We start from the raw sequence: 25,320 nt of genomic DNA, 5'->3' as shown, positions 1-25,320 counted from the left end.
TACAGGCTGCATGCCTTTTTGCGTTCGCCGGTATATTCAGTACCAGCGGAATAATGATTTCACGGGAGCATTATGATGGGAAAAACAATCCGTCAGGTAACATTTGAATTACTCCGGCAACTGAATATCACCACTGTCTTTGGTAATCCGGGGTCGACAGAAGAAACCTTTCTGAAAAACTTTCCGGCAGATTTTCGTTATATCCAGACATTACATGAATCCTCTGCGGTTGCTGTTGCTGATGGCTATGCACAATCCACCCGTCATGTCGCACTGGTCAATGTGCATACCTCCGCCGGGCTGAGTAACGCGATGAGTAATATTCTTACCGCGTATATGAACCGCACGCCGCTGATTATTACCGCCGGTAACCAGACCCGCGACATGCTGCTGATGGAGCCGTGGCTGACCAATATTAAGCCGGAAACACTGCCGGAGCCGTGGGTGAAATGGAGTTATCAGCCGGTGAGGGCGGAAGATGTCCCGGCCGCCTTTATGCGGGCGTATGCGATGGCACTGCAACCGCCGGCGGGCCCGGTATTTTTATCGATCCCGCTGGATGACTGGGACAAACCGGCAGAAACGGATGCCGCCGTTGTGCGTACGGTATCTCACCGCATCAGCGCCGATCCGCTGCGGATACGGGAATTTGCACAGTGCCTGTCAGAAGCGAAAAATCCGGTGCTGATTTACGGCTCATCCCTTGCGCGGGGAGAAGGCTGGGACGCCGGGATCCGGCTGGCAGAAAAACTGAATATGCCGGTGTACTCAGCTCCCGCCTCCGAGCGCCCGCCGTTTCCGGAATCACATCCTCTGTATGCAGGCGGCCTGCCGTTTGCCATGAAACCGCTCTCGGACAAACTCGCCGGGCATGATGTGGCGCTGATCATCGGTGCACCGGTCTTCCGCTATTACCCGTATGTGGCCGGTGACTATATCCCGCAGGGACTCAGGTTGCTGCATATCACTGATGATCCGCAGGAAGCGGGACGGGCACCGGTCGGGGACAGCCTGTTATGTGATGCGGTACTGGCGGTTGAGCAGTTAACTGAGCTGGTGAATGCACGACCGGTGCGGGCAGCCGCCGTCAGTAAACAGCCGCACGGTATGGCACCGCATCCTGCCGCGCCGGAAGCGGCATCAGACGGGTTACTGAGTGCTTCACAACTGTTCCGTGCGGTCAGAAGCGCGATGCCGGAAGAAACGATTCTGACCGAGGAATCCCCCTCTAACCTCGGGGAGCTGCATGCGGCCTGGCCGGTGGATAAACCGGACTCATTCTATACCTTTGCCAGCGGGTCACTCGGCTGGACATTACCGGCCAGTGCGGGGATTGCTCTCGGTGAACGGGACAGCGGACGTAACCGTCCTGTGGCGGCGATTATCGGTGACGGCTCTATGCAGTATTCTGTGCAGGGATTATGGACTGCCGCACAGCATCAGTTACCGATCCTGTTTGTCATTCCGGAAAACAGGCAGTACGGCATTCTGAAATCTTTCGCGGTGCTGGAAGACACGCCGGGCGTGCCGGGTCTGGATATTCCGGGGCTGGATATTGCGGCTCTTGCCACCGGTTACGGCTGCACCGCAGTCCGGGCAGAAACCGAAGCTGAGGTGATTGCGGCCTGCAAAGCGGCACTGGAGCGCAAGGGGCCGACCGTGCTCGTTGTGCCGATCCGGCCTTCGGTGCCGCCGCTGATGTGATATCAGTATCAATCATTTGATTTTCTGCCGGTAATAATACTGCCGGCAGCCTGAACGGCGCTCTGTGTGGCACAGAGCGCCGTTTTGTCGGCAGATTATCATTTGTGATCACAAGCCGGTTGAATAAGGTGTTACACAACGATAACATTGAGTTGCATTCTCATTACCGGAGACTCAGGACGTGAAGCCGTTCACCCGTATACTGCTGCTGTTATCAGGCTGGATTGCCGTCATCCTGGCAACGCTGGGGGTTGTGCTGCCGGTTTTGCCGACAACGCCGTTCCTGCTGCTGGCAGCGTGGTGTTTCTCCCGTTCATCCCCCCGGTTCCATCACTGGCTGCTGTACCGTTCCTGGTTCGGCGGGTATATCCGCCACTGGCAGACACACAGAGGTCTGCCGCGCAAAGCAAAGCGGCGTGCAGTGATCGTGATCCTGCTGACGTTCGCGGTGTCGCTCTGGCTGGTGAAACTGATTTATATCCGGCTGTTACTGCTGTGTATTCTGGTCTGGCTGCTGATCTTTATGCTGCGTCTGCCGGAAACAGATGAAATGACGCCGGAGAATACCCCGGCGTCAGAGAGGAAATCACCGGATTAATGGCTCTCCGGTAATGTGACATATTGCTGATAAATTGCGTCAAGATTAGCCAGTAACCATGTTTTACCGGCGATATCCTGTGTTTTCAGCACTCTTTCAAGCGTTTCCGTGGTGTAAAGCTGCTCCGCCTCATAAGAGAGCGGCCAGTAGCTGATGTGCCACGGTTCATAAGCCACACCGCCGGTCTGACGCTGTGTGAACGGCAGATAAAAATCAAACTGTGCCATATTGTCCGCCAGCCAGGCGGAAAGGGCGGCAAAATAGCCGCCTTCCTCATACTCCCAAGGCTCGAGCTGAAGGGATGTGTCAGCAGGCAGACGGAACGGATCGTAATAATCGACCTCTGTTCCCCAGTGGTGACGGCTGGCACCCGGAATGGCTGACCAGCGCAGGATCGCCTGACAGCGTTCCGCTTCTGACAGTCCGGAGACATCCAGCGGGCGGTTTTCTGTATCATTCACAGTGCGGACCCCGGCAAATTTTTCATTCCAGATAATCTGCTGACGGGAAAAATCGCGGAAGGAGCTGGCGGGCATCAGCTTAAATCCGGCGGTTGCCGCCGCTTTCTGCATGGCGAGAAACGCTTTGGTGGCATTAAATTGCAGATGATGATTACCGGAAAAATTAATGACATGATCTCGGGTTTGCCCGGTCAGCATTTCAAAGGTCATCATAGCAGGATCTGCTCCATAATCCGTTGATAGATACGGCTGAGTTGCTGCAAATCAGCGGCACTGACGCATTCATTCACTTTATGAATGGTGGCATTGACCGGACCCAGCTCCACAACCTGTGTGCCCATCCGCGCAATAAAGCGTCCGTCAGAGGTTCCGCCGCTGGTGGAGAGTTCCGGTGTCAGATTACAGTACTGACCGATGGCACGGCAGACCGCACCGGTCAGCGGGCCTTCCGGGGTCAGGAACGGATGTCCGGACAGTGACCAGTGAATGGTGTGTTTCAGCTGATGTTTTTCCAGCAGCGCGGCAATACGGGCTTTCAGTGATTCGGCGGTGGATTCGGTGCTGAAGCGGAAATTGAACTGAATAAACAGATCACCGGGAATGATATTGTTACTGCCGGTACCGGCACGGATATTGGCTATCTGCATGCTGGTCGGCGGGAAGAACTGATTGCCGCTGTCCCAGTGCTCTGCCACCAGCTCCTGTATAAACGGCGCGGCGCGGTGAACCGGGTTATCAGCCAGATGCGGATAAGCCACATGGCCCTGGGTGCCGTGAATGGTCAGATTTGCGGTAACGGAACCCCGGCGGCCGTTTTTAATCATATCCCCTAATTGTGACTGGCTTGACGGCTCACCGACCAGGCAATATTCCACCTTTTCATGGCGCGCCATCAGCGTTTCCGCCACTTTCACTGTGCCGTTAACGGCTGACGCTTCTTCATCTGAGGTGATAAGAAAGGCAAGGCGCCCCGGATAGTCCGGATAGCGTTCAGTGAAACGTTCGGCGGCGACAATCATGGCCGCCAGCGAGCCTTTCATATCGGCAGCACCGCGCCCGTACAGCATGCCGTCAATCAGTGCCGGTTCAAACGGCGGGGTGCGCCAGTGGCTGAGGTCACCAGGGGGTACCACATCGGTGTGACCGGCAAAGGCCAGTGTTGTGCCGCTGCCGCCCCGGTATGCCCAGAAATTTTGTGTGTCGCCGAAAGGCATGTGTTCGACGGTAAACCCGGCGGCAGTCAGGCGTTCAGCCATCAGTGTCTGGCAGCCTTTATCATCCGGGCTGACCGATTCCCGGCTGATAAGTTGTTTTGCCAGTTCTGTTACAGGACAATGCATGGTGTTTCCTTTGTATCAGGCAGGAAGACTGAAGAACTGCTGATAATCATCAGCTTTAAAACCAAGGTGATAACGGCCGTCCGCAGAGATCAGCACCGGGCGTTTGATCAGCGCCGGTTTCTCAGACATCAGGCGGATAGCGGACTGAACATCTGTCACTGCATCCTGCTCTGTTTTATCCAGCTGACGCCAGGTGGTGCCGCGTTTGTTGAGCAGTTGTGTCCAGTCGATATGACGGGCGAACTCACTGAGCAGTTCTGTATCCGCGCCATCCTGCCGGTAATCATGAAACTCATACGCTATCTGATGAGCATCCAGCCATGCCCGGGCTTTTTTCATCGTGTCGCAGTTTTTAATCCCGAAAATCCGGCAGACGGAGGTTGTATTTTTCATCTTTTATCCTTTGTCGTGAACACGAAAAATAGCATAATGCGGGAATTTGATGCAGTTATCCAGAATCTTACGTGCAGAGAGTATTCGATAAATGCAAAAAAGTGGGGTAGCATTACGCCATAACCATGACAAAAACATCCGGAAGATGTTGAGACAGGATCGATGAAAGAGTACTTAGCCGGAAGCACGCTGTTATTTGCCAGCTTTACCCTCGCGGGACAAACGGACGTGTATCTGAATGAACTTCAGCTCAAATTTACGGAAAACAGCGAACTGTGCCTGGATGAACACAAATGGCCGCAGTTCAGCTCAAGTCAGTCAGAGCCATGGATGATTTCACGGCTGAATGCACTGGCTTCCGTCGGTTTTATCAGTGCGACTATTGAATCGTCCGGCGTGGAATATCAGCTGACGGACAAAGGTAAAGAAGCCTGGCAGGCGCACGAGGATTTTTGTTACGGCGCACTGCGTATCAGTAAAATTAAGGCGATAGAGCCGCAGGGCAACGGCATCAGTACCGTGTACTTTTACTATGGTGTGACCGGCATGCCGGACTGGGCACGGGATAAAAATATCCGCTACGCCTACAGTGAAGTGGATACGATCCTCCGGGGGATGAATAAAGAGGTGATCCAGGTGGATGTCCGCGAAAATCCGGACGGTACCCTGGAGCTGCTCAATTATCCGACACCGGCGAGTATCGATGAAGAAAGCGAATAACCCCCGGAAAACGTTCCCGGGGATCGCTCTCAGCGGGGCAGCCGGTATTTCAGATAGAGCAGGCTGGCGGCGAGCCGTGTGGAAACATTCAGCTTTTTCAGTATATTGCGGATGTGTACTTTCACTGTCTCTTCCGAAATAAACAGTGCCCGTGCAATTTCCTTATTTTTCATCCCGCAGGCCAGTTCTTTGAGAACATCGGCTTCCCGCTGTGTCAGGTAACTGACCGGATCGTGATAGTGTTCACGTTCCTGCAAAATTTTATAAATTGCCTCACTGAAAATCTTTTTTCCTTTAAAGGCATTTTTAATCTGACTTAATAAATAATCAACATCGCAATTCTTTAATAAATAACCATCAGCACCGGCATCAATAGCAGCGTATATATCATTCCGTTCCCGTGATTGCGAAAACACCAGGATATAACTGGATATTTTCTTATGGCGTAATTTTTTAATAAAATCAATACCGGAAAAAGCACGGACATTGATATCTAATATAATCATTCGGGGGGTATTCTGATGGATATGACTGAACAAACCATTGTTGTCAGTGAATTCCGGCATAATGGTTAATGCATAATCCGGCTGTAAAAGCATTTTAAAACCATAACGTAACAACGGATGGTCATCAATAACCATAATAGTGTGATGAGGCATAGAGTTCTCCCTTGCCGGGTGTACGGTATGAGATAATATTAATTAAAACGATTTAATTGATATATTAATTATTTAAATGCAAAATATACCATAATCGCCAGGACAATTAATTTTTACGCAAAAGTGTTATATGTGCAAATAACAAAGTATTTAAAAATAATAATGTCCCTAATAACATGGAGCATATTATAAGGATGAAGTTCAGGGTTTAAGACAGGAAGATATAATTGGCGGTATAGCCGGAGAAGGTCGCTATTATCAGATAACCAATAAGAGATATGTTGTTTTTTTCAACAGGTTCAGCACATTAACTACATGAATATTACACTTTTTTCACTATTCCGCTATTTATCAGTATACTGATTATGTAGCGCTGAATAACGTGGCCGGTGGCAGAGCTTACGCCGCCGGTCCGCCCTGACCCTGTTATTAACGCCTGTAAAGGATCCTGAAATGGACGAACAATTAAAACAAAGTGCCCTTGAGTTTCATCAGTTTCCCTCTCCCGGTAAAATTACCGTCACCCCGACAAAACCGCTGACCACCCAGCGTGATCTGGCTCTGGCCTATTCACCCGGGGTGGCGGCTCCCTGCCTCGAAATCGCGGATGACCCGCTGGCAGCCTATAAATATACTGCCAAAGGTAACCTGGTCGCGGTAATCTCCAACGGTACGGCGGTGCTCGGTCTCGGTAATATCGGGGCGCTGGCCGGTAAGCCTGTGATGGAAGGAAAAGGGGTTTTATTTAAAAAATTCTCCGGCGTGGATGTTTTTGATATTGAAGTCAATGAGACCGACCCGGACAAACTGGTGGATATCATCGCTTCTCTGGAGCCGACATTCGGCGGTATCAACCTGGAAGATATCAAAGCGCCGGAATGTTTCTATATTGAAAAGAAACTGCGCGAACGCATGAAAATCCCGGTCTTCCATGATGACCAGCACGGTACTGCGATTATCAGTACTGCAGCCGTACTCAACGGACTGCGTATCGTCAATAAAGCGATCGGTGATGTCCGTCTGGTGGTCTCCGGTGCGGGTGCCGCCTCTGTTGCCTGTATGAACCTGATGGTGCTGCTGGGCCTGAAACGCGACAATATTATTGTCTGCGACTCCAAAGGAGTTATCTACAAAGGCCGTGAGGCCAATATGGCGGAAACCAAAGCGGCGTATGCCATTGACGATAATGGCATGCGGACACTCGCGGATGCGATGCCGGGCGCGGATATTTTCCTCGGTTGTTCCGGTCCGGGTGTGCTGACACCGGAGATGGTTAAAGGCATGGCGCGTGACCCGCTGATTCTGGCACTGGCTAACCCGGAACCGGAAATTCTGCCGCCGCTGGCACTGGCCGTCCGTCCGGATGCCATTATATGTACCGGGCGCTCGGATTACCCGAACCAGGTCAATAACGTGCTCTGTTTCCCGTTTATTTTCCGTGGTGCGCTGGATGTTGGCGCAACGGCGATTAATGAAGAGATGAAACTGGCCTGCGTGAAGGCGATTGCCGATCTGGCACTGGCAGAGCAGAGCGAGCAGGTTGCCTCCGCTTACGGCGGTCAGGAATTATCTTTCGGCCGTGAATATATTATCCCGAAACCATTTGATCCGCGTCTTATCCTGAAAATCGCTCCGGCTGTGGCAAAAGCAGCGATGGAAACCGGCGTGGCGACACGTCCGATTGAGGATTTCAGTGTCTATCTGGAACACCTCAATGAGTTTGTCTACAAAACCACCCTGTTTATGAAGCCGATTTTCTCCATGGCACGCAAAGACCGCAAGCGTATCGTGCTGGCCGAAGGGGAAGAGCCGCGCATGCTGCATGCGACACAGGAACTGGTCAGCATGGGGCTGGCGTATCCGATCCTGATTGGCCGCCCGGATGTGATTGAAATGCGAATCAAAAAACTGGGACTGCAAATTGTGCCGGATCAGGATTTTGAAATTGTTAACAATGAAAGTGACCCGCGTTTTGCTGAATACTGGCAGGAATATTATCAGCTGATGAAACGCAAGGGCGTGACTCAGGAGCAGGCCCGCCGTGCCATTATCACCAACCCGACCAGTATCGGTGCCATCATGGTACACCGTGGTGAGGCGGACGGCATGATCTGCGGAGTAGTCGGGGATTACCATGATCACTACCGGATTGTGGAAAATGTGTTTGGTTTCCATGACGGTGTGCACACGGCAGGGGCTATGAATGCGCTCAGTCTGCCGACCGGCAACACCTTTATCGCTGATACCTATGTGCATGATGAGCCGACAGCCGAACAACTGGCGGAAATCACCCTGATGGCCGCAGCAGCAGTGCGCCGGTTCGGTATCGAGCCGAAAGTGGCGCTGTTGTCCCGCTCCAGCTTCGGTTCGTGTCCGTCACCGTCTGCAGAGAAAATGCGCGATACTCTGGCGCTGATCCGCGAGCGGGAACCATCACTGGAAATTGACGGGGAAATGCACGGTGACGCGGCGCTGGTGGAAGCTATCCGCCGTGATCTGATGCCGGACAGCCCGCTGAAAGGCGCGGCAAACCTGCTGATCATGCCGAACGGGGAAGCAGCCCGTATCAGTTATAACCTGTTGCGTGTGACCACCTCGGAAGGGGTGACAGTCGGTCCTGTGCTGATGGGGATTAACAAGCCGGTGCATATTCTGACGTCTATCTCCTCCGTGCGGCGTATTGTCAACATGGTGGCGCTGGCAGCGGTGGAAGCACAGACTCAGCCGTTGTAAAACAGAGCGCGTTAATCAAACGCCCCGGTAACGGGGCGTTATACAGGAAAGATATGCTGAAGATTGAAAAAGTGGATCATATCGCCGTGATTGCTTCTGACCTCACGGCCAGTCTGGCGTTTTATTGTGATGTTCTGGGATTTACCGTGCTCAGTGAACACTACCGTGCGGAACGGGATTCTTACAAGGTGGATCTGGCACTGAACGGAGAGTATCTGCTGGAACTCTTTACCTTTCCGGCAAGTCCGGTGCGGGTATCACAGCCGGAAGCCTGCGGTCTGCGCCATCTGGCATTTGCAGTGCAGGATCTGACCGCATGGGAAACACATCTGAAACAATGCGGTGTCCGTTGTGACCGCATTCGCACGGATGAATTTACCGGCAAGTCATTTTTCTTCTGTTTTGACCCGGATAATCTGCCGGTGGAGTTTTATGCCCGCTGACGGATAAAAAAAAGCCAGCGCGATGGCTGGCTGAGAAACTTCGAAATACTGGAAGCAATGTGAGCAATGTCGTTTGCCAATACCTTAGTAATTTACTCAGGTACCGACAACGAGAATGATAATTTTTCCCATTTAAAAAGTAAAGTGTTTTTTTAATAAAAAACGCTGATTATCTGCACAGCAAACCAAACCGCACAAAACAGCAAAAGATCACTTTATTAAAATTAAGTGTAAAGTTGTTTAATAATTAAAGTTATTCGGTTAAAAAGCCTTGAAATATGGCAAAATGCCCCTATTTTCTGAGGCATATGATGGGCACACTATTTAAAGGATCATACTGATATGATGCGAATTGCATTATTTTTACTCACAAACCTGGCCGTAATGGTCGTCTTCGGCATTATTCTGTCGCTGACCGGCGTTCAGAGTCAAAGTGTGACCGGACTGATGATTATGGCAGGGTTATTTGGTTTCGGCGGCGCATTTGTGTCTCTGCTGATGTCAAAATGGATGGCGCTGCGCTCTGTCGGCGGACAGGTGATCACCAATCCGTCCACTCAGACGGAACGCTGGCTGGTGGAGACGGTACGCCGTCAGGCACAGCAGGCCGGTATCGGCATGCCGGAAGTGGCGATTTACCACGCACCGGATATTAACGCCTTTGCAACCGGCGCGCGCCGTGATGCGTCACTGGTAGCGGTCAGTTCCGGGTTACTGGAAAATATGAGCCGCGATGAGGCGGAGGCGGTTATCGCCCATGAGATCAGCCATATCGCGAATGGTGACATGGTGACCATGACGCTGTTACAGGGCGTGGTAAACACCTTTGTTATCTTTATTTCCCGTATTCTGGCACAACTGGCGGCAGGTTTTATGTCAAACAACAATGACGAAAATGCCGGCAGCCAGGGCAACCCGATGATTTATTTCGCGGTATCGATGGTACTGGAAATTGTGTTCGGCATTCTGGCCAGCATTATCACCATGTGGTTCTCACGCCGCCGTGAATTCTACGCGGATGCGGGCTCGGCAAAACTGGTGGGCCGCGAGAAGATGATCGCCGCACTGCAACGCCTGAAAACCAGCTATGAACCGCAGGAAGAGGGCAGCATGATGGCGTTTTGCATCAACGGCCGCAATAAATCATTCAGTGAACTGTTTTTATCACACCCGCCACTGGATAAGCGTATTGAAGCACTGCGCAGCGGTGAGTTTCTGAATTAATCTCAGACACAATGATAAAAAGGCCGTAACGCCCTGCGTTGCGGCCTTTTTATGGTCTGGCTGTGTGACGCGGGTGATTAGTCTGCAGGCGCCATTGTGATATCAATAAAAAGCCCGTATTCATGTCCTGAATACGGGCTTTCTGTTATCTGATGATAATCAGCAGCGGGATATTATCCCTGCTGTAAATCTTCGTCGTTATCGTTATTAAACAGGGTTTTGTCTGTCTGGCCCAGGATCTGGCTGGTAACTGTCCCGGCAGTCATGGAACCACTGACGTTCAGGGCGGTACGGCCCATATCAATCAGCGGCTCGACGGAGATCAGCAGCGCGACCAGAGTGACCGGCAGACCCATTGCAGGCAGAACAATCAGTGCCGCGAAGGTGGCACCGCCGCCGACACCGGCAACACCGGCTGAACTGACGGTGACGATACCGACCAGTGTGGCAATCCACAGCGGGTCAAACGGGTTGATACCCATGGTCGGGGCAACCATTACCGCCAGCATGGCCGGGTAAATCCCCGCACAGCCGTTCTGACCGATAGTGGTACCAAAGGAAGCCGCGAACCCGGCAATAGAGTCAGGAATACCGATACGGCGGGTTTGTGCTTCCACACTCAGCGGAATACTGGCCGCACTTGAACGGCTGGTAAAGGCGAAAGTCAGTACCGGTGCGATTTTACGGAAGAATCGCAGCGGGTTGATACCGGCAATACCGACAATCAGGCCGTGAACCACAAACATCAGCAGGATCGCAATATAAGAGGCAACGACGAAAGTCCCTAATTTAATGATGTCCTGAATGTTTGAACCGGCAACCACTTTGGTCATCAGAGCAAATACGCCGTACGGGGTAAAGCGCATCACCAGACGCACCAGTTTCATCACCCACGCCTGCAGGATATCAATCGCGCTGAGCACTTTGGCACCGCGCTCTTCATTATCTTTAATCAGCTGAAGTGCGGCAACACCCATAAAAGCGGCAAAAATCACCACGCTGATGATGGAGGTCGGGTTAGCGCCGGTCAGGTCAGCAAACGGGTTTTTCGGAATAAAGGAGAGGATCAGCTGCGGCAGTGTCAGGTCAGACACTTTGCCTGCGTACTGAGATTCCAGCTGGGTCAGACGCGCGGTTTCTTTCACGCCCTGAATCAGACCATCTGCGGTTAAACCGAAAGCGAGGGTGATCAGAATACCGATTAAGGCGGCAATTGCCGTGGTGATCAGCAGGGTGCCGATCGTCAGTACGCTGATTTTACCCAGTGAAGATGCCTGGTGCAGACGGGCAACCGCGCTGAGAATAGACGCGAAGACCAGCGGCATAATCACCATCTGTAACAGCTTCACATAGCCGTTACCGACGATATCAAACCACGGCAGCGCCTGTTTTACCGCGTCGTGTTCCGTGCCGTAGAATGCATTCAGCCCGAGGCCGAACAGAACACCGATCACCAGACCGGTGAGTACCTTTTTGGACAGACTCCAGTCCTTATTACTGCTGAGCTTCATCAGCACCAGCAGCAGAATAACGAATATGGCGAGATTGCTGATTAATGGAAAGTTCATCCCGGTCTCCGATACCTGTTGGTATGTTGTTATAGTGTGTTGACTAAATCGCATACAGTTATGCAGATGCTAAAACTGTAAAGGATGCGTTATAGATTAACAGGAGTTTTCTGCAGTACTTATAATTAATCTGAATTATTTATAGCTATATTGTAGATCACAGGGATTAATTTAGCCTGAATAGTCATTAAACAGACTATTTTCTATAGCGGATGGTTATATAAAACTGATTATTTATAGTCTGGCCGATATCTGAGCCAGCACCAGCTCCCGCAGGTGATCCCACCAGGCTTCCCAGTGTGCAGGCAGATAGAACGAAGCTACCAGTACAATCAGCGCCACACTGCGTTCCGCCCGTTTATTGGCCTTGCTGCCCAGCAGCGGAATGCAGAAACGCCAGCGTACCGGCCATAACAGCGGGATCCCGGCGGTCGTCAGCATATCGCCGGCCAGGTGGCTGAGATACCCGACAATCACGGCCTGATAAAAATCCGCAGGAACAGACCAGCTGACCGGCAGTTGTGTGCGGAACAGAATAACGCCGGTCAGAATAGCCAGCAGACTGTGGGTGAAGCCCCGGTGGCCGCACAGACGGGAGATTGGCACTGAAACAAAGCGGACCCACTGTCCCAGCATGGATTTCGGATGGTCAATATCCGGCAGCAGTGCACCGGCAAGGGCGCCGGGGATCAGGTGCAGCCAGTCCCCCTGACTGATATCAGGCGAAATCTGAAGCTGATGAACCATCACTACAGAAGCGACAGAGAAAAGCAGGTGACCCTCAGCCGTCATGATACCGGGTAAATACTCAGGTGTTTATTTATACAGTGTTACAGTATAAAGTTTTTTATGACGCCCGGCCAGAGGGTAAGAAAGAAAAAGGCTTATTTATTAATGAATAACTCCGGAATATTTCACTAACGGAGCAGGGCGGGATATTTCCCGCCACAAAAATAATCAGCTGACCATCGCCGCAGTCAGTTCGCTGAGCGATGACAGACGGTAATCCGCCAGAGACCAGCGCGGGTCGGCGGCCATTTCAGCGGACGGAACCACAATGGAGCGCATGCGGGCGGCTTTACAGGCAATCATGCCGTTAACCGAATCTTCCAGCGCCACACACTGCACCGGCAGAACACCCAGCGCTTCAGCGGCATTCAGATAAACCTGCGGATGCGGTTTGCTGTAAGGGAGATCACCGGCGGACACCACTGCATCAAAATAATGGCGGATATTAAACATTTCCAGCACGGATTCCAGCATATAGAGCGGTGAAGCGGAGGCCAGGGCGATTTTCAGACCCTGTGACTGACATAAAGACAATGCATGTTCCACACCGGGCAGAAGCGGACGCTCTTTTTCCACCATGGCAATCGTGGAATCAATAATCCGCTGAATGACATCTTCTTTAGAGGGGGTCTGCCACGGCGAAACCTGATACCACAGCTCCACGACCTGATCGATACGCAGACCCAGCATATCTGGCAGCTTATCACGCAGTGACATATCCAGTCCGATGCTGCTGAAAATCTGATTTTCGCTCTGAAGCCAGAACGGCTCGGAGTCAATCAGTAAACCATCCATATCAAAAATAGCGGCCTGTACCGGTAAGGCGTGGGACATAGTGTATGCTCCTGAGATCCTGCAATGAATTAAAACATTCTCTGATTGTAACAAGCCGGGGCAGAGAGTTCATTAAGTGACTTAATTATTTACGGGGTAAAAAAGTCAGGAATAATGATAATGATCTTCTCCTGATTTCTGCGCTATGATGACAGGGAAAAAATCAAATGAGGAAAGCGCATGACGCTGCAACAGGCACGCTGGGTTGCTGTATTTAAACGGGTGGCAGGCTGGGTGGTTTTTATTCCGGCCCTGATCTCAACCCTTGTTTCGTTACTGAAACTGGCCCATCAGCAGAGTACCGGCAGTGATAAAATTAATGCCGTTATCGGGGATTTTATCAATGTGGTGACGGAAATGATCCGTGTGAATACACCGTTCCTGAACACATTCTGGAATAACTCTCCTGTACCGGATAAATTACTCGGTTTTGAAGGTCACAATCTGAGTTTTTTACTGATTTATATCCTGATGTTTGTGGGGCTGGCGCTGAGTGCATCCGGTATCCGTATGTCCCGGCAGGTAAAATTTATCCGCGAGAATATTGAAGATCAGGCCATTATTGAAAATGCCAGAGAGAGCGGAAAAACACCGGCGGATTTAATCGCGAAAATACGTATTCCGAATCACACTATTTTCCGGCAAATTTTTGTGCTGTATGTGCTGCCGGTATTTATCGGCGCGATTGCGTGGTTCTTAATTAAGTTTCTTAACTGGTAAGCAAAACAGCCTGAATAAAAATACCCCGCAGAGTCTCTGACGGGGTATTTTTTTATCTGCAAAACAGGGATTAGCCGGCGAGAATATCGTCAATAATCGTCTGTGCACTCTGATAATAACGATCACCAAATAAATGACTGCGGTGAAGCTGATAATAGAGCTGATAGAGCGGCTGGCGCTCTAAGAAACCACTTTCCAGCGGCCAGATCTGCTGATAGCCGTCGAGGATTTGCATCGGCAGTTCAGGGAAAAAGGAGAGCATCGCCAGGTCACACTCGCGATCACCCCAGTAACACGCCGGGTCAAACGCAACTGTTCCGCCGTCAGCCACCGCAGCACAGTTTGACGGCCACAGATCACCGTGGAGCAGGGATGGCTGCGGCTGGTGGTCAGACAGCCTTTGCTGTACACGCCGGATAATGCTGTCAATATCGCCGAAGATGATACCTTTTTCTTTCGCCAACTGTAACTGCCAGCCGATCCGTTTTTCAGCAAAGAAAGAAGCCCATTTTTTATCCCAGGCATTCGGCTGGGGATTGGTGCCGAGCAGATTATCTTCATCGAAACCGTAACGGGGTTGTTCATGCCACTGGTGCAGACGGGCCAGCTGCTGCCCGAACATATAGGCGGAATGGGAATCAAAAGGCTTCAGCGGCAGATATTCCATAATCAGGAAGCTGAACTCTTTTGTCGACCCGACACCATAAACAGCGGGGGTTGTCAGCGTACGACTGCGGCTGAGAGCATCAAGCTGCTCCGCCTCGGTTTTGAATACCTGCAACATGTCACGCCGGTTATATTTGATAAAAACCGGATGATCGCCGTAACGGGCACTCCGGGAACGGTGGATTTCACCGCCATCGAGTTGTTTCTTGTCAGAGAACGAGTGTTCGCCGAAATGTTCACTGAGTATACGTCCTGCTGCCTGCCACATGAGCCACCTCACTAAGCCGTCTATCAGTCAGTCTATCTTACCGCCGGAAAATAAAAGAAAAAAGCGGACATCTCACACAAATTACACAGTAAGAGCAGGGAAATACAGAAAAGGACAAAAACGGATGGTTGTTTCGGAAGAGTCCGGAAGCGGGGGATATCCCGGTGACAGAATATCCCCCGTGATGCAGAAGGTCAGGCAACCTGTCTGCGGCGTTTGAGGGCAGATAACCTCAGCTGGTTATAAATCAGTGCCAGCACAAAATAGAGTGCCTGTACCAGGACAATACAGGCGCCGGTAGCGCCGTCGATATGGAAGCTGACGACAGTGCCGATATAGCTGGAGCTGACAGAGACCATAATCGCCACCAGAATCATTTTACCGAAGCTGCGGCACAGCAGGAAGGCGATGATACCCGGTGAAATAAGCATGGCGATCACCAGAATAATCCCGACAGCCTGGAGAGAAGCGACGATAGTCAGTGCCAGCAGCGATAACAGCCCGTAGTGCAGCATACGGACCGGCAGCCCGATAACCCGTGCCTGGTTGGGATCAAAGCAGTACAGCATGAAATCTTTGTATTTCACCATCAGTACCACCATGGTCAGCCCCGCGATAATCAGGGTCTGACGCAGTTCTGCCTGAGTGATCCCGAGGATGTTACCAAACAGAATGTGTGTCAGGTGTTGTTCGGTATCAATGCGGGTAAACAGCACCAGACCGAGGGCAAACATGCCGGAGAAAACAATCCCCATTACGGTATCTTCTTTGATCCGGCTGTGTTCTTTCAGGTAACCGGTGGCAAAAGCACAGAAAAGTCCCGATACAAACGCACCGATAATCAGCGGAATGCCCATCACGAAGGCCAGTACAATACCCGGCAGGACCGCATGGGAAATCGCATCCCCCATCAGCGACCAGCCTTTGAGCACCAGGAAGCAGGAGAGAACTGCACAAACTGCACCGGTCAGAATAGCGGCAAACATGGCACGCTGCATAAACGGAAAGGCAAACGGGTCAATAAACAGAGAGGTCAGAAAATCACTCATGAGTTTGCCTCCTGACGCAGTTTTGCTGATTCACGGCGGGCACGGCGGCGGGCAGAGAGCATGCCGTGTTTTGGTGCAAAGAAGAAGGCAATCAGGAAAACAATAGTCTGTAAGGTCACAATCATGCCGCCGGTCGCGCCGTTCAGGAAATAACTGATGTAGGCACCGGTACTGCTGGTGACTGCCCCTAAAACGACGGCGATAATCAGCAGCTTTTTAAACTGATCGGTCAGCAGATAGGCGGTAGCTCCCGGGGTAATCACCATTGCAATTACCAGAATTGCCCCGACTGTCTGGAGTGCCGCGACGGTACAGGCACTGAGCAGAGTAAAGAAAATAATTTTCAGTGCCAGCGGGTTCAGGCCGATTGAGCGGGCATGGGTTTCATCAAAGAATACCACCAGAAGATCTTTCCAGATAAACATCAGCACGAGGAAAGAAACAGCAATAATAATTTCCACCTGCAGCATGTCTTCATCGGCAATACCGAGGATATTCCCCATAATAATGGTCTGCACATTCACAGAGGTCGGGTTCAGGGAAACGATCAGCAGACCGGCGGCAAAGAAGGTGGAAAATATAAACCCGATCACCGCATCTTCCCGCAACCGTGTCAGATGACGGACAAAGGTCATGGAAAGGGCAGCCAGCATCCCGGTGAAGAACGCACCGACAGAGTAGGGAAAGCCGAGAGCGTAAGCTCCCGCCACGCCGGGAACTACGGAGTGGGAGAGGGCATCCCCCATCAGTGACCAGCCCTTGAGCATCAGGTAAGCGGACAGAAAGGCACACACGGCACCGACAATGCCGCTCACCCAGATAGCTTTCACCATATAATTGTATTCAAACGGCTGGAGTAACAGCTCTGTCATGGCTGCTCGTCCTTACTGCCGGTTTTCACCGTCAGATTATCCTGATGGCCGTAGAAGACAGCGGCGCGTTCGTCATCCGTAATAACGGTCAGTGAACGCGGGTCATCGTCGTCATGCAGATCCGGCCCGGACAGATTGATATGACGCAGCACACCGCCGAAGGTTTTTTCCAGGTTTTTCTGTGTAAATGTGGTGGCAGTCGGGCCGCTGTCGAGCACAGTACGGTTTATCAGGATCACATGATCACAGAACTCCGGCACACTGCCGAGGTTATGGGTGGAGACCAGTACCAGATGCCCCTCTTCGCGCAGTGAACGCAGTAAATCGATAATCGCATTCTCTGTTTTGACATCCACACCGGTAAACGGCTCATCCAGCAGCAATACTTTGCCGTTCTGTGCCAGGGCGCGGGCCAGAAATACACGCTTTTTCTGGCCGCCGGAAAGCTCGCCTATCTGGCGGTGACCCAGCCCGGTAAGACCGACACGTTCCAGTGCATCGGCGACAGCTTTTTTGTCCTCTTTACCGGGAATGCGCAGAAACCCCATTTTTCCGTAACGGCCCATCATCACCACATCAGAGACCAGAACAGGAAAGTTCCAGTCCACTTCTTCTGTCTGCGGGACATAGGCAATCACATTCTTTTTCAGCGCGGCACGTACTGGTTCATCATTCAGTGTCACCCGGCCCTGTGTTGGTGTGACCAGCCCCATAATGGTTTTAAACAGGGTGGATTTACCGCTGCCGTTAATACCGACGAGGGCACAGATAGAGCCGCCCTCTATGCTGAAACTGGCATCAAAAATCGCGGTATGGCCGTTGTTATAAGTGACAGTGGCGTTATCGACAACCAGCTGTGGTTTGCTGAATTGATCACTCATTGATGAAATCCTTTGGCGATAGTATCTACAGTGGTATTGAGCAGATCAATATAGGTCGGAACAGGGCCGTCAGCGGCAGACAGGGAATCCACATACAGTACACCGCCGTACTCTGCGCCGGTTTCTTTGGCGACCTGTTTAGCCGGTTTGTCAGAAATGGTGCTTTCGCTGAAGACGACCGGAATTTTATATTCACGGACGGTATCAATCATGTGGCGGACCTGTTGCGGGGTACCTTGCTCTTCTGCGTTAATCGGCCACAGGTATACTTCCTGAAAACCGTAGTCATTCGCCAGATAACTGAATGCGCCTTCACTGGTCGCAAGCCAGCGCTGGTTTTCCGGAATGTTGGCCAAACGGGCACGGAGCGGGGCATCAAGTGCTTTTATCTTCGCGGCATACTCAGCTGCGTTTTTATTGTAGGTTTCCGCATTCGCGGGGTCATGTTTTACCAGCGCAGCCCGGATATTTTCGATGTACATCAGCGCGTTGGTCGGGGACATCCATGCATGCGGGTTCGGGTTACCGTTATATGCGCCGCCGCGGATGGAATTAGGGGTAATACCTTCGGTAATGACAACCGCCGGGACATCCTGTAAATTTTCAAAAAAGCGCTCAAACCAGCGTTCCAGGTTCAGGCCGTTCCACAGGATAAGATCCGCATCCTGCGCCCGCATGATGTCTTTCGGGGTCGGCTGGTAATCATGAATTTCGGCACCGGGTTTGGTGATGGATTCCACAACAGCGGCATCACCGGCCACATTCTGCGCCATATCCTGAATAATGGTGAAGGTGGTTACGACCTTAAATTTTTTTTCCGCCGCTGCAGCATACCCGCTGACCGCGCACAGGGTAAGCAGCAGCACAGCATGGCGGAATATCTGTGCCAGGGACGGAAGGGAAAAGGTATTTTGTTTTTTGTTCATTTTATCAGCCTGCCTGGTTAAAGTGTGACAATCACTAAGGATATCGTTATTGATAATGATTATCAATATCATTTGATGATGTCAAGCACTTCCGTAATATCTTTATAACATTCAGTACGATCGATTCACACTATGCTATGAATCACATAAAATGTAAAAGTTAAGTAAACTCCTTTTGGTTTATGTGTGTTTTCAGTATTCTTAGCTTCGTCAGAATGCCGGATTAAGGGTAACAGAGTGAAAAAAACCGTTAGTGTGATTGCTTTAGCATTATTGTTGGCGGGCTGCTCAGGAAGCAGCAAACAGTCCCGTACCGGTTCCGGTGGCTGGATAACGCCGCCATCGTCCGGCATCGGTGACTATTCCGCCTATCCGGCAAAGGGCAATGGTGCCTATCCGGCCACTCCGTTTGATCAGTTTATCCGTCAGGCATCCAACCGTTATGAAGTCGATGAAACACTGATCCGCGCCATTATTGAGGTGGAATCCTCTTACCGGCCGGATGTGATCAGCAAATCCAACGCGGTGGGTCTGATGCAGATTAAAGCCTCAACCGCCGGGCGCGATGCCTACCGTGTGAAAGGCCGCAACGGCGAACCGAGCACCCGCGAACTGCTGGATCCGCAAACCAATATCGATATCGGTACCACCTACATCCGGATTATCCGTGACCAGCATCTGGCCGGAATTACTGACCCGCAAACCCTCAATTACGCAACGATTGTCTCTTATGTTAACGGCGCCGGCGCATTGCTGCGGACGTTTGATAACAACCGTGCACTGGCGATTGAAAAAATTAACGCGCTGTCAGCCGATGAATTTTATGAGCATGTGCAGAGCAAACACCCTGCGTCACAGGCTCCCCGTTATCTGTGGAAAGTGAAAAACGCGTACCGCGCGCTGGCAATGGCCGACTGATCCTCTGACTTTTCCTTCATAAATTATTTCTCCGTTGCAGATACTGCGCTGCAGTGTGAATCTGCAATGGACATTGTCCCGCAGAATTTCCCGCTGCCAATAATCGGTCAGACCTTTTTACATGGCACGCCCGTTTCCTGTGTATAAAAAGCATACGACCTGCATCATTAATAATGAAGAAAAGAATGGGGGAGTGTGAGGAATTGTGTGTTGTGCGGAAAAAATGAAAAAAAAGCCCTGATTCAGGATCAGGGCAAGAGAAATACCAAAAGTTCACTTATCTCTACTACGGACGGAGTATAACGGACAACATTTTACAATTGGTGAATTAACAATGATAAATTGTATCAATGTTTTACCTGGTAGTTCTGTGATGTGAATAATTGAGGGCCGTGATTGTTACAAAGCGGTCGTCCCCGGAGGGAAATCCCGCTATAATGCGGGACTTTCTCTGTACTGATAATTAAAATTGCCGGGTATGATGACAACACGTGTGTTACGGATTTTTATTGCGACAGCCGGACTCTTTCTGTTTCTGTCGGTTCTGCATTTAAGTTTTGGTTATGAATATAAGTTTATTTATGTTCTCAGTGCGGCAGCACTGTTTACATTCTGCCTGTCATTCAGCCGGGTGCTGTATGTTCTGCTGCTGACGATATATTTACTTTCGGGCCTTATTTACGGGGCGGTGGGGATCAATTACGGTTATCCCGATGTGAATGCGGTTGGTTCACTGATGTATACGGATAACGGGGAATCACTGGAATATATTGCCGGGCTGCCGTTTAAAACCTATCTGTATCTTGCCGGACTGCTGGTATTTGCGGGTTGTGCGCTGTTGATGAAGCCGCTGAAAAAACGTCATCAGCGAATTGTATTGTTTACCGTCTTTTTTATTACCGCATTCTGGTCATCCTCAAAAGATTATATTCAGGGGAAATCGGAAGGATTTGTCTCGGTATTTAAGTCCGGTTTGCCGGAAATCCGTTTTTTCCGTGACAGTTATGAAAGTTATGTGCAAATCCGCAAAGACAATCTGCGTTATGCCAAGGTTATTGAAACCAGTGATCACTGGAATCCGCAAGTCACAGAGACCGGTTATGACACCTATATTCTTGTCATCGGTGAAAGTGTCCGCAAAGACTTTATGCATGCCTTCGGTTTTGAGTTACACCCGAATACACCGTGGATGAGCAGCCGCAACGGCCTGTTTTTCGATAACTATATTTCGGCATCCGGCTCCACCACGTTGTCTCTGACAAATGCACTGGCTGTCCGTGAAGGGAAGGTGACAAACCTGAGTGATAATCTGGTGGCACTGGCCAATAAAGCCGGTTTTCATACCTACTGGATTTCAAATCAGCATATGAAAGGCATTTATGATTCTCCGGTGGGGATCATGGGGAAAAAAGCCGGTTTTTATCATTTTCTCGCCCCGAACCGTTCGGATAAAGGCGGGCCGGATGAAATGCTGCTGCCGTTCGTCCGCGATGCGCTGGCAGAGAAGAACGGTAAAAAACTGATTGTGGTGCATTTGATCGGTTCCCATCCGCAACCCTGCGGAAGGCTGACGGAAAATTTCGATAAATTTATCGGTTCCCGTAATATTTCCTGTTATATCAAAAGTATTGAGAATACCGATAAATTACTGTCCGGTATTGCCGCGATGGCAGGGCAGGAGCATCAGCGCTGGACAATGGCTTACTTCTCTGACCACGGTCTGCTGTTTACGGATAAGGGCACTGAGAATACCAATCTGACACACGGCGACAGCATGAAACAAAATTTCCAGGTGCCGTTTTTTATTACTGCGTTTGATGCACAATCACAAAACCGTATAACACATTTCCGCAGCGGATTATCGATGCTGCCGCTGCTGAGCCAGTGGATGGGCATTAAAGAGGCTAAGCTGGATAACCATTGTGACTGGCTGCGGGATACGGAATGTGCCGGCCAGAGAAATGTGGTGGATTTTAAAAATGAACTGAAATCATTTGATTCATTACCTGAAGACAATCCTGTTCTTCCCTGAAAACGGTCTGCGGCGGATTCCGGCAGTACAAAAAAATGATTTAAAATCCGCCGCAGGCACTGTTTTAAAAAGGAAATGTTCATAATTTCTGCATTCTTTGTGACACGGCACACTTTTTCAGATACCTGGTCACATAAATCTATTAATCCTTATTTGCTGTGCTAGTATGGATTTTGAGTTCCGGCAAGGGCGCCCGGCAGATTATGATCCGCTGGTGTGACCCGGCTTGCAATGTACGCAAGAAATTGCCGGTAACGTACTGAAAATCAAATAAATGAGATTTCTATATGTGATCTTACGTATGGGTCACCACTGTAGATAAGGATTTAAAAATGCCTGTAATTACTCTTCCTGACGGCAGTCAGCGCCAGTTTAACCATCCTGTTTCTGTCCTTGATGTTGCGAACGATATCGGTGCCGGTCTGGCGAAAGCCTGTATCGCGGGTCGTGTCAACGGTACGCTGGTCGATGCCTGCGACATGATTGAACACGATGCAAATTTAGCCATTATCACCGCCAAAGACGAGGAAGGACTGGAAATTATCCGTCACTCCTGTGCTCACCTGTTAGGTCATGCCATCAAACAATTATGGCCGAACACCCGCATGGCGATTGGTCCGGTAATCGATAACGGTTTCTATTATGACGTTGATCTTGATGAGTCACTGACCCAGGAAGACCTCGAGAAACTCGAACAGCGGATGATGGAACTCGCCAAAAAAGATTATGACGTCGTTAAAAAACGCGTCACATGGGGCGAGGCCCGCGAGACGTTTGTTTCCCGCGGCGAAGATTACAAGGTTGAAATTCTGGACGAAAATATCGGTCAGGATGAGCATCCTGCACTGTATTTCCATGAAGAATATGTCGATATGTGCCGTGGTCCGCACGTACCGAATATGCGCTTCTGCCATAACTTCAAATTACAGAAAGTGGCCGGTGCCTACTGGCGCGGCGACAGCGAAAACAAAATGCTGCAGCGTATTTACGGCACAGCGTGGGGCGATAAGAAGCAGTTAGCCGCTTATCTGCAGCGCCTGGAAGAAGCCGCAAAACGTGACCACCGTAAAATCGGTAAGCAGCTTGACCTGTATCATATGCAGGAAGAAGCGCCGGGTATGGCGTTCTGGCATAACGACGGCTGGACAATTTTCCGTGAGCTGGAAGTGTTCGTCCGTGTGAAACTGAAAGAGTACGATTACCAGGAAGTGAAAGGTCCGTTTATGATGGATCGCGTTCTGTGGGAAAAAACAGGACACTGGGAAAACTACAAAGAGCACATGTTCACAACCTCTTCCGAGAACCGTGAATACTGCATTAAGCCGATGAACTGTCCGGGTCACATTCAGATCTTCAACCAGGGTCTGCGTTCTTACCGTGATCTGCCGCTGCGTATGGCGGAGTTCGGCAGCTGCCACCGTAACGAATCTTCCGGTGCACTGCACGGCCTGATGCGCGTCCGCGGCTTTACTCAGGATGATGCGCATATCTTCTGTACCGAAGAGCAGGTGATGGACGAAGTCAGTTCCTGTATCCGCATGGTCTATGACATGTACTCCACTTTCGGCTTTAAAAAGATTGTGGTTAAACTGTCCACCCGTCCGGAAAAACGCATCGGTTCTGATGTCCAGTGGGACAAAGCCGAAGCTGACCTGGCAAGTGCACTGAAAGAAAACAACATCGAATTCGAATATCTGCCGGGCGAAGGTGCCTTCTACGGGCCGAAAATTGAATTTACTTTGTATGATTGTTTGGATCGTGCATGGCAATGTGGTACAGTGCAGCTCGATTTCTCTCTGCCGGCTCGTCTGGGGGCAACTTATGTTGCCGAAAACAATGAACGCGTGACCCCGGTGATGATTCACCGCGCGATCTTAGGCTCGATGGAACGCTTCATTGGTATCCTGACTGAAGAAACTGCCGGTTTCTTCCCGACATGGTTAGCGCCTAACCAGGTAGTGGTGATGAACATCACTGATTCTCAGGCCGATTATGTTCAGAAAGTCGTCAAAGAACTGCAGGATGCCGGAATTCGTGCAAAAGCAGACTTGAGAAATGAGAAGATTGGCTTTAAAATTCGCGAACACACGCTACGTCGTGTTCCGTATATGCTGGTCTGCGGTGATAAAGAGATGGAAACAGGCGAAGTGTCTGTTCGTACCCGCCGCGGCAACGATCTTGGCAGCATAAACGTGAGCGAATTTAAAGACGCACTGCTTGAAGAAATTCGCAGTCGCAGACTTGAAGAACAACCGGAGGAATAAGGTATTAAAGGCGGAAAAAGAATTCAAACAGCACGTCCGAACCGTATCAATACGGAAATCCGTGTCAATGAAGTTCGTTTAACTGGTCTTGAAGGCGAGCAGCTTGGTGTTGTCAGCCTGAGAGAAGCTCTTGAGAAAGCCGAGGAAGCCGGGGTTGATTTAGTTGAAATCAGCCCTAATGCCGAACCGCCCGTTTGCCGTATCATGGATTACGGCAAATTCCTCTACGAGAAAAGCAAATCGGCTAAAGAGCAGAAGAAGAAACAAAAAGTTATCCAGGTTAAGGAAATCAAATTCCGTCCTGGCACAGATGAAGGCGACTATCAGGTCAAACTACGCAACCTGGTTCGTTTTCTTGAAGATGGCGATAAAGCCAAAATCACACTGCGGTTCCGTGGTCGTGAAATGGCGCACCAGCAGATTGGTATTGAAGTGCTTAACCGCATCAAAGACGATCTGAGTGAATTAGCTTCCGTCGAATCCTTCCCGTCGAAGATCGAAGGTCGCCAGATGATCATGGTGCTCGCTCCTAAGAAGAAATAGTCCGGCAATCCAAGTAATAAATGCCGGGGGTAACCCCGGCTTTTATTCGCCGGATTAATTCGTTGTTTAACAATGCGAAGTGGAAATAAAAATGCCAAAGATTAAAACTGTACGTGGTGCAGCGAAGCGTTTCAAAAAAACCGCTAAAGGTGGTTTCAAGCGTAAGCATGCTAACCTCCGTCATATCCTGACTAAAAAATCAACTAAGCGTAAACGTCATTTACGTCCGAAAGGTATGGTCTCCAAAGGGGATCTGGGTTTAGTTGTCGCTTGCCTGCCATACGCATAAGCAAGTTTTTTAGCAAAGTTTACGACTTTAGGAGATTAGTATGGCTCGTGTAAAACGTGGTGTCATTGCTCGCGCACGTCACAAAAAAATTCTGAAACAAGCGAAAGGTTACTACGGTGCCCGTTCGCGCGTTTATCGTGTTGCCTTCCAGGCAGTAATCAAAGCTGGCCAGTATGCTTACCGTGACCGTCGTCAGCGTAAGCGTCAGTTCCGTCAGCTGTGGATTGCACGTATCAACGCAGCAGCTCGTCAGAATGGTCTGTCTTACAGCCGTTTCATCAACGGTCTGAAAAAGGCATCCATCGAAATCGATCGTAAGATCTTAGCCGATATCGCTGTATTCGATAAAGCCGCATTTACTGCGCTGGTCGAAAAAGCAAAAGGCGCTCTGGCGTAATTGTTCAGACAGAAGAGGGAGCTTGCTCC

The 25,320-nt window shown here is 50.4% G+C and carries 25 protein-coding genes; 13 read left to right on the top strand and 12 right to left on the bottom strand.

What is annotated here, in order from left to right; genetic code table 11:
- The first annotated feature begins 72 nt into the window (after nt 1–72).
- Nucleotides 73–1,704 carry a benzoylformate decarboxylase gene (mdlC, locus tag AB7038_RS01920; protein ID WP_369452650.1) on the top strand — a complete coding sequence of 544 codons (1,632 nt, stop codon included), beginning with the start codon at nt 73–75 and terminating at the stop codon, nt 1,702–1,704.
- Between the two features lie 181 nt (nt 1,705–1,885).
- Nucleotides 1,886–2,302, top strand: coding sequence for a DUF454 family protein (locus tag AB7038_RS01915; protein ID WP_072868473.1), 417 nt, complete (start codon nt 1,886–1,888; stop codon nt 2,300–2,302).
- On the opposite strand, the gene AB7038_RS01910 is transcribed toward AB7038_RS01915, so the two are convergent.
- From AB7038_RS01910 to AB7038_RS01900, 3 genes are read right to left on the bottom strand one after another with little or no spacing between them, the layout of a single operon-like run.
- A complete protein-coding gene (locus AB7038_RS01910; protein ID WP_368889193.1) occupies nt 2,299–2,976 on the bottom strand; it encodes a M15 family metallopeptidase in 678 nt (225 codons plus the stop codon). The genes AB7038_RS01915 and AB7038_RS01910 overlap by 4 nt on opposite strands.
- The gene (gene dapE / locus AB7038_RS01905; RefSeq protein ID WP_369452649.1) at nt 2,973–4,103 is read right to left on the bottom strand and encodes a succinyl-diaminopimelate desuccinylase; all 1,131 of its coding nucleotides are present in this window, start codon (nt 4,101–4,103) and stop codon (nt 2,973–2,975) included. Before dapE ends, AB7038_RS01910 begins: the two co-directional genes overlap by 4 nt.
- A gap of 15 nt (nt 4,104–4,118) precedes the next feature.
- Nucleotides 4,119–4,496 carry an ArsC family reductase gene (locus AB7038_RS01900; protein ID WP_368889195.1) on the bottom strand — a complete coding sequence of 126 codons (378 nt, stop codon included), beginning with the start codon at nt 4,494–4,496 and terminating at the stop codon, nt 4,119–4,121.
- 162 nt (nt 4,497–4,658) lie between these two features.
- On the opposite strand from AB7038_RS01900, the gene AB7038_RS01895 reads away from it, so the two are divergent.
- The gene (locus AB7038_RS01895) at nt 4,659–5,216 is read left to right on the top strand and encodes a hypothetical protein (RefSeq protein WP_024473281.1); all 558 of its coding nucleotides are present in this window, start codon (nt 4,659–4,661) and stop codon (nt 5,214–5,216) included.
- A gap of 29 nt (nt 5,217–5,245) precedes the next feature.
- On the opposite strand, the gene AB7038_RS01890 is transcribed toward AB7038_RS01895, so the two are convergent.
- The gene (locus AB7038_RS01890; RefSeq protein WP_369452648.1) at nt 5,246–5,875 is read right to left on the bottom strand and encodes a LuxR C-terminal-related transcriptional regulator; all 630 of its coding nucleotides are present in this window, start codon (nt 5,873–5,875) and stop codon (nt 5,246–5,248) included.
- A 453-nt stretch (nt 5,876–6,328) separates the two neighbouring features.
- Between AB7038_RS01890 and maeB the strand changes: the two genes are divergently transcribed.
- From maeB to htpX, 3 genes are all read left to right on the top strand, one after another.
- Nucleotides 6,329–8,608 carry an NADP-dependent oxaloacetate-decarboxylating malate dehydrogenase gene (gene maeB, locus AB7038_RS01885; RefSeq protein WP_368889196.1) on the top strand — a complete coding sequence of 760 codons (2,280 nt, stop codon included), beginning with the start codon at nt 6,329–6,331 and terminating at the stop codon, nt 8,606–8,608.
- A gap of 53 nt (nt 8,609–8,661) precedes the next feature.
- A complete protein-coding gene (locus tag AB7038_RS01880) occupies nt 8,662–9,051 on the top strand; it encodes a VOC family protein (RefSeq protein ID WP_072868459.1) in 390 nt (129 codons plus the stop codon).
- Nucleotides 9,052–9,393: 342 nt separating this feature from the next.
- Nucleotides 9,394–10,275 (top strand): protease HtpX, encoded by an 882-nt coding sequence (gene htpX / locus AB7038_RS01875; RefSeq protein WP_119312732.1) that lies wholly within the window; start codon nt 9,394–9,396, stop codon nt 10,273–10,275.
- Nucleotides 10,276–10,448: 173 nt separating this feature from the next.
- Here the strand turns inward: htpX and AB7038_RS01870 are convergent, their stop codons facing one another.
- The 3 genes from AB7038_RS01870 to hxpB form a co-directional block, all read right to left on the bottom strand.
- Nucleotides 10,449–11,843, bottom strand: a complete 1,395-nt coding sequence (locus tag AB7038_RS01870) for an L-cystine transporter (protein ID WP_072868457.1) — start codon at nt 11,841–11,843, stop codon at nt 10,449–10,451.
- A 234-nt stretch (nt 11,844–12,077) separates the two neighbouring features.
- The gene (locus tag AB7038_RS01865; protein ID WP_369452647.1) at nt 12,078–12,635 is read right to left on the bottom strand and encodes a metal-dependent hydrolase; all 558 of its coding nucleotides are present in this window, start codon (nt 12,633–12,635) and stop codon (nt 12,078–12,080) included.
- Nucleotides 12,636–12,800: 165 nt separating this feature from the next.
- Nucleotides 12,801–13,466, bottom strand: a complete 666-nt coding sequence (hxpB, locus tag AB7038_RS01860; RefSeq protein WP_368889198.1) for a hexitol phosphatase HxpB — start codon at nt 13,464–13,466, stop codon at nt 12,801–12,803.
- Nucleotides 13,467–13,646: 180 nt separating this feature from the next.
- On the opposite strand from hxpB, the gene AB7038_RS01855 reads away from it, so the two are divergent.
- Nucleotides 13,647–14,186, top strand: coding sequence for a YniB family protein (locus AB7038_RS01855; protein WP_072868450.1), 540 nt, complete (start codon nt 13,647–13,649; stop codon nt 14,184–14,186).
- Nucleotides 14,187–14,256: 70 nt separating this feature from the next.
- On the opposite strand, the gene AB7038_RS01850 is transcribed toward AB7038_RS01855, so the two are convergent.
- From AB7038_RS01850 to AB7038_RS01830, 5 genes are all read right to left on the bottom strand, one after another.
- Entirely contained in the window at nt 14,257–15,120 is an 864-nt protein-coding gene (locus AB7038_RS01850; RefSeq protein ID WP_368889199.1) for a fructosamine kinase family protein, read from the bottom strand.
- 194 nt (nt 15,121–15,314) lie between these two features.
- Nucleotides 15,315–16,169: a metal ABC transporter permease gene (locus AB7038_RS01845; RefSeq protein ID WP_368889200.1), complete on the bottom strand. Its 855-nt coding sequence runs from the start codon at nt 16,167–16,169 to the stop codon at nt 15,315–15,317.
- Nucleotides 16,166–17,041, bottom strand: a complete 876-nt coding sequence (locus AB7038_RS01840; protein WP_368889201.1) for a metal ABC transporter permease — start codon at nt 17,039–17,041, stop codon at nt 16,166–16,168. Before AB7038_RS01840 ends, AB7038_RS01845 begins: the two co-directional genes overlap by 4 nt.
- Complete coding sequence (locus AB7038_RS01835) at nt 17,038–17,922, bottom strand: manganese/iron ABC transporter ATP-binding protein (RefSeq protein ID WP_046893575.1); 885 nt, start codon at nt 17,920–17,922, stop codon at nt 17,038–17,040. The genes AB7038_RS01840 and AB7038_RS01835 overlap by 4 nt, the downstream gene beginning before the upstream one ends.
- Nucleotides 17,919–18,848, bottom strand: coding sequence for a metal ABC transporter substrate-binding protein (locus AB7038_RS01830; RefSeq protein WP_369452646.1), 930 nt, complete (start codon nt 18,846–18,848; stop codon nt 17,919–17,921). The genes AB7038_RS01835 and AB7038_RS01830 overlap by 4 nt, the downstream gene beginning before the upstream one ends.
- Before the next feature lie 237 nt (nt 18,849–19,085).
- Here AB7038_RS01830 and AB7038_RS01825 point away from each other — a divergent pair, with 237 nt between their 5' ends.
- The 6 genes from AB7038_RS01825 to rplT all read left to right on the top strand — a co-directional run bounded on the left by AB7038_RS01825 (nt 19,086) and on the right by rplT (nt 25,291).
- On the top strand, nt 19,086–19,766 hold the full coding sequence (locus AB7038_RS01825; protein WP_072868441.1) for a transglycosylase SLT domain-containing protein: 681 nt from the start codon (nt 19,086–19,088) through the stop codon (nt 19,764–19,766).
- Nucleotides 19,767–20,244: 478 nt separating this feature from the next.
- Nucleotides 20,245–21,798 (top strand): phosphoethanolamine transferase, encoded by a 1,554-nt coding sequence (locus tag AB7038_RS01820; protein WP_369452645.1) that lies wholly within the window; start codon nt 20,245–20,247, stop codon nt 21,796–21,798.
- 332 nt (nt 21,799–22,130) lie between these two features.
- Nucleotides 22,131–24,062 (top strand): threonine--tRNA ligase, encoded by a 1,932-nt coding sequence (thrS, locus tag AB7038_RS01815; RefSeq protein WP_004235354.1) that lies wholly within the window; start codon nt 22,131–22,133, stop codon nt 24,060–24,062.
- Between the two features lie 3 nt (nt 24,063–24,065).
- Nucleotides 24,066–24,605: a translation initiation factor IF-3 gene (infC, locus tag AB7038_RS01810; RefSeq protein WP_071592720.1), complete on the top strand. Its 540-nt coding sequence runs from the start codon at nt 24,066–24,068 to the stop codon at nt 24,603–24,605.
- 91 nt (nt 24,606–24,696) lie between these two features.
- The gene (rpmI, locus tag AB7038_RS01805) at nt 24,697–24,894 is read left to right on the top strand and encodes a 50S ribosomal protein L35 (protein WP_004235358.1); all 198 of its coding nucleotides are present in this window, start codon (nt 24,697–24,699) and stop codon (nt 24,892–24,894) included.
- A gap of 40 nt (nt 24,895–24,934) precedes the next feature.
- The gene (gene rplT, locus AB7038_RS01800) at nt 24,935–25,291 is read left to right on the top strand and encodes a 50S ribosomal protein L20 (protein ID WP_004235362.1); all 357 of its coding nucleotides are present in this window, start codon (nt 24,935–24,937) and stop codon (nt 25,289–25,291) included.
- Nucleotides 25,292–25,320: the final 29 nt, after the last annotated feature.

Source organism: Morganella morganii (assembly GCF_041099235.1).
Taxonomy (GTDB): domain Bacteria; phylum Pseudomonadota; class Gammaproteobacteria; order Enterobacterales; family Enterobacteriaceae; genus Morganella; species Morganella morganii_E.
Note: the sequence above shows the minus strand (reverse complement) of the source record. Positions and strands in the feature narration are given on the sequence as shown.